The sequence below is a fragment of the Clostridium sp. CTA-5 genome, assembly GCF_054768135.1.
Genome location: NZ_BAAAAT010000026.1, coordinates 1 through 3,267, shown reverse-complemented (window position 1 = coordinate 3,267; position 3,267 = coordinate 1). Strand labels below are relative to the sequence as shown.

Annotated in this window: 1 tRNA gene and 2 rRNA genes; all 3 read left to right on the top strand. The window is 48.2% G+C overall.

From position 1 onward, the window contains the following. The first annotated feature begins 82 nt into the window (after positions 1–82). The 3 genes from ACYUET_RS18950 to ACYUET_RS18940 all read left to right on the top strand — a co-directional run bounded on the left by ACYUET_RS18950 (position 83) and on the right by ACYUET_RS18940 (position 3,207). Positions 83–2,906: ribosomal RNA gene (locus ACYUET_RS18950) — 23S ribosomal RNA — on the top strand. 104 nt (positions 2,907–3,010) lie between these two features. Continuing rightward, a 5S ribosomal RNA gene (rrf, locus tag ACYUET_RS18945) occupies positions 3,011–3,127 on the top strand. 3 nt (positions 3,128–3,130) lie between these two features. Beyond that, a tRNA-Ile gene (locus ACYUET_RS18940) sits at positions 3,131–3,207 on the top strand. The last annotated feature ends 60 nt before the right edge of the window (positions 3,208–3,267 follow it).

Genomic DNA, 3,267 nt, shown 5'->3' with positions numbered 1-3,267 from the left:
ATTGTATATAATACAACAAGCCAAGAATATATTCTTTGTATTTATAAGAACTATTCATTAATTGTTAATAATTAGATAAATAGGTCAAGCTACAAAGGGCGCATGGTGAATGCCTTGGCATCAGGAGCCGATGAAGGACGCGATAAGCTGCGATAAGCTTCGGGTAGACGCACATAGTCAGAGATCCGGAGATTTCCGAATGAGGGAACTCACATGGGAAACCCCATGTATCATAAAGTGAATACATAGCTTTATGAAGGTAAACCTAGGGAACTGAAACATCTAAGTACCTAGAGGAAGAGAAAGAAAAATCGATTTTCTTAGTAGCGGCGAGCGAAAAGGAAAGAGCCCAAACCAAAGATTTATCTTTGGGGTTGCGGACAGAACATTAACGAGAARTTATGATTAATCGAGCACAACTGGAAAGTTGGACCGTAGGGGGTAATAGTCCCGTAGATGAAAGTTATAATAATCAAGTTCTGATCCAGAGTACCACGAGACACGTGAAACCTTGTGGGAAGCAGGGAGGACCACCTCCCAAGGCTAAATACTACCTGATGACCGATAGTGAAGCAGTACCGTGAGGGAAAGGTGAAAAGAACCCCGGGAGGGGAGTGAAATAGAACCTGAAACCATGTGCCTACAACCGATCAAAGCACCTTATGTGTGTGATGATGTGCTTTTTGTAGAACGAGCCAACGAGTTACGGTATGTAGCGAGGTTAAGTACTTAAGGTACGGAGCCGAAGGGAAACCGAGTCTTAATAGGGCGACTAGTTGCATGCTGTAGACCCGAAACCGGGTGACCTATCCATGGCCAGGTTGAAGCGAGGGTAAAACCTCGTGGAGGACCGAACCACGTTGCTGTTGAAAAAGCATGGGATGAGCTGTGGATAGCGGAGAAATTCCAATCGAACTCGGATATAGCTGGTTCTCCTCGAAATAGCTTTAGGGCTAGCGTCGGAAAATGTGAGTACTGGGGGTAGAGCACTGAATGGGCTAGGGGGCATAGCGCTTACCGAACCTTATCAAACTCCGAATACCAGATACTATCAGTCCGGCAGTCAGACTGCGAAAGATAAGTTCCGTAGTCAAAAGGGAAACAGCCCAGATCGTCAGCTAAGGTCCCAAAGTGTAAGTTAAGTGGAAAAGGATGTGGGATTTCTAAGACAACTAGGATGTTGGCTTAGAAGCAGCCACTCATTAAAAGAGTGCGTAATAGCTCACTAGTCAAGAGATCCTGCGCCGAAAATGTCCGGGGCTCAAACTTACCACCGAAGCTACGGGTTCACACTTTAGTGTGAGCGGTAGAGGAGCGTCGTAATCGGGCTGAAGTCGTACCGTAAGGAGCGGTGGACTGATTACGAGTGAGAATGTTGGCATTAGTAGCGAGATGTGGGTGAGAATCCCACAGGCCGAATACCTAAGGTTTCCTCAGGAAGGTTCGTCCGCTGAGGGTTAGTCGGGACCTAAGCCGAGGCCGAAAGGCGTAGGCGATGGACAATCGGTTGATATTCCGATACCACTATAATCGTTATTATCGATGGTGTGACGGAGAAGGATAGGATGTGCTAGCTATTGGATGCTAGTCTAAGCGTTTAGGGAGTTAGAATAGGCAAATCCGTTCTAACAATTCTGAGGCGTGATGGGGAAGGTTCTACGGAACCGAAGTATCTGATTCCATGCTTCCAAGAAAAGCATCTAGAAAGAGAAGTAGTGCCCGTACCGCAAACCGACACAGGTAGGTGAGGAGAGAATCCTAAGGCCGGCGGAAGAATTGCAGTTAAGGAACTAGGCAAATTGACCCCGTAACTTCGGGAGAAGGGGTGCCTGCGAGAGCAGGCCGCAGAGAATAGGCACAAGCAACTGTTTAACAAAAACACAGGTCTCTGCTAAAGCGAAAGCTGATGTATAGGGGCTGACGCCTGCCCGGTGCTGGAAGGTTAAGGGGAACACTTAGCGTAAGCGAAGGTGTGAACTTAAGCCCCAGTAAACGGCGGCCGTAACTATAACGGTCCTAAGGTAGCGAAATTCCTTGTCAGGTAAGTTCTGACCCGCACGAATGGCGTAATGACTTGTGCACTGTCTCAACTGCAAATCCGGCGAAGTTGTAGTGCGAGTGAAGATGCTCGCTACCCGCGATTGGACGGAAAGACCCCGTAGAGCTTTACTGTAGCTTAGCATTGAATTTCGGTATTGTCTGTACAGGATAGGTGGGAGACTGGGAAACTAGGGCGTCAGCCTTGGTGGAGTCATCCTTGGGATACCACCCTGATAGTACTGGAATTCTAACTGGATGCCATGAATCTGGTGACAGGACATTGTTAGGTGGGCAGTTTGACTGGGGCGGTCGCCTCCTAAAAAGTAACGGAGGCGCCCAAAGGTTCCCTCAGAACGGTCGGAAATCGTTCGTAGAGTGCAAAGGCAGAAGGGAGCCTGACTGCGAGACCTACAAGTCGAGCAGGGACGAAAGTCGGGCTTAGTGATCCGGTGGTACCTCGTGGGAGGGCCATCGCTCAACGGATAAAAGCTACCTCGGGGATAACAGGCTGATCTCCCCCAAGAGTTCACATCGACGGGGAGGTTTGGCACCTCGATGTCGGCTCGTCGCATCCTGGGGCTGAAGTAGGTCCCAAGGGTTGGGCTGTTCGCCCATTAAAGCGGCACGCGAGCTGGGTTCAGAACGTCGTGAGACAGTTCGGTCCCTATCCGTCGCGGGCGCAGGAAATTTGAGAAGAGCTGTCCTTAGTACGAGAGGACCGGGATGGACCGACCTATGTTCAAGATGAGATTTCCCATAGCGTAAGCTAGTAAGACCCCTTGAAGACTACAAGGTTGATAGGTCAGAGGTGTAAGTGTGGTAACATATTTAGCTGACTGATACTAATAGGTCGAGGGCTTGACCAATAATAATTAAGTATATACAAACTTATATGCAATTTTGAAAGAATTTTTCTTTTAAAAATGTTGACAAAATAATTATTATGTAGTATAATGATTAATGTAGTCGATCTGGTGATAATGGCATAGAAGTAACACTCCTTTCCATTCCGAACAGGAAAGTTAAGATCTATAGCGCCGAAGGTACTGCATGGGAGACTGTGTGGGAGATTAGGACATTGCCAGGTAAGGGATCTTTAGCTCAGTTGGTTAGAGCAACCGGCTCATAACCGGTAGGTCCGGGGTTCGAGTCCCTGAAGGTCCACCATTATGGGGGTATAGCTCAGTTGGGAGAGCACCTGCCTTGCACGCAGGGGGTCAAGAGTTC